At 75.2% G+C, this 1747-nt stretch carries 1 protein-coding gene; it reads left to right on the forward strand.

The window, feature by feature from the left end:
• Nucleotides 1-72 precede the first annotated feature (72 nt).
• Nucleotides 73-1548: an ATP-binding protein gene (locus ACFUEL_RS39350; protein WP_380242976.1), complete on the forward strand. Its 1476-nt coding sequence runs from the start codon at nucleotides 73-75 to the stop codon at nucleotides 1546-1548.
• Nucleotides 1549-1747 lie beyond the last annotated feature (199 nt).

The following is a 1747-nucleotide window of genomic DNA, read 5'->3' on the forward strand; positions in this document are numbered from 1 at the left end:
CGACGCTCCCGGGGCCCCGCTGCCGTCGGGGGTGCCACCCCGCACCGATCCGGGTAGATTCAATCTACGTAGATGAGATCTACCCGATCGGAGCTGAGCATGGCCTCCCCGTTCGTCGGACGCGGGACGGAACTCGCGCTCCTGGACAAGCGCCTCCGGCGGGTCGCGGACTCCGGCGGCGGTACGGCGGTGGCGATCAGGGGCCGCCGCCAGGTCGGCAAGTCGCGCCTGGTCCAGGAGTTCTGCGACCGGGCAGCCGTCCCGTACCTGTTCTTCACCGCCACCAAGGGCGCCTCGCCGGTGGAGGCGGTGGCCGAGTTCCTGACCGACCTGCGGGAGTCCCCGCTCCCCCGGGACGCGGACCTGGTGCCCTCCGGGGGCTCCGGGAACTGGCCCGACGCGTTCCGGGCGCTGGCGGCGGCACTGCCCGACCGGCCCTCGGTCGTGGTCGTGGACGAAGCCCCCTGGCTCTCCGAACAGGACGACCTCTTCGAAGGAGCCCTCCAGACGGCCTGGGACCGGCTGCTGGCGAAACGGCCGGTCCTGCTGCTCCTGCTCGGCAGCGACCTGCACATGATGGAGCGCCTCACCTCCTACGACCGGCCCTTCTACGGGCGCGCCGACAACCTGGTGCTGGGGCCGCTCAACCCCGCCGAGACCGGCGAGGCCCTTGGCCTGGACCCGGCCGACGCGGTCGACGCGCACCTGGTCTCCGGCGGACTGCCGGGCATCCTGCGGGCCTGGCCGCACGCCACCCCCGCCCTGCCCTTCCTGGAACAGGAGTGCGCGGACCCGGCCTCCCCGGTCTTCTCCGTCCCCGAGTCCTCCCTGCTGGCCGAGTTCCCGGCCCCCGACCAGGCCCGCCGCGTCCTGGAGGCCGTCGGGGGAGGCGACCGGACGCACGCCAACATCGCCGCGACGGCCGGCAGCCGCGAGGGCGCCCTGGCCTCCGGCTCCCTGTCGCCCCTGCTGCGCCGCCTGGTCGAGGAGAAGCACGTCCTGGCCGTGGACGAGCCGGTGTCCACCCGCCCGGGGAAGCCGGCCCTCTACCGCATCGCCGACAGCAACCTCCGCCTCTACCTGGCGGTCCTGCGCAGCGCGCAGGAGCAGGCCCGCCGGGGACGGCCGGAGGCGGCCTTCCGGGTGGTGCGGCGCCGCTGGACCGCCTGGCGGGGCCGGGCCGTGGAGCCCCTCGTCCGGCAGTCCCTCGAACTCGCCGCCGTCGACGGATCCCTGCCCTGGGAGGGGGTCGAGGCGGTCGGAGGCTGGTGGAACCGGCAGTTCGACCCGGAGGTCGACCTGGTCGGCGCCGACCGCGCCCCCGTCGCCGGGCGGATCTCCTTCGCCGGTTCCACCAAGTGGCTGCTGACCCCCTTCGACCGCCACGACCTGGCGGCCCTCACCCGCGCGGCCCCGCAGGTGCCCGGCTTCGACCCGGACCGCACCGGCCTGGTGGTGGCCTCCCTGTCCGGCACCGCCCCGGACGTCGACACCGGCACGATCGACCTGGTGTGGGGCCCCGACCGGCTGATCGACGCCTGGCGGTGAACCGGGGCGTCGCCGCGCCCCTCCGGCAGGAACACCACCGGGGGGGCGACGGACATGCCCGGGGCCGACACCGACGAGGACCCCGGGCCGCTCCCGGAACGGACAGGGCTTCCCCACCTCGGGCAGGGCCTGGAAGAGGGCAGGGCCCGGAAGGGAACAGGACCCGGAAGGGGGCAGGGCCCCGGGAGCACCATCGCTC

Source organism: Kitasatospora sp. NPDC057198, assembly GCF_042670125.1.
GTDB lineage: Bacteria > Actinomycetota > Actinomycetes > Streptomycetales > Streptomycetaceae > Kitasatospora.

Bases quoted from the DNA above. Each gene is read 5' to 3' on its own strand.
- ACFUEL_RS39350 (WP_380242976.1), top strand. From the start codon at position 73: ATGAGATCTACCCGATCGGAGCTGAGCATGGCCTCCCCGTTCGTCGGA.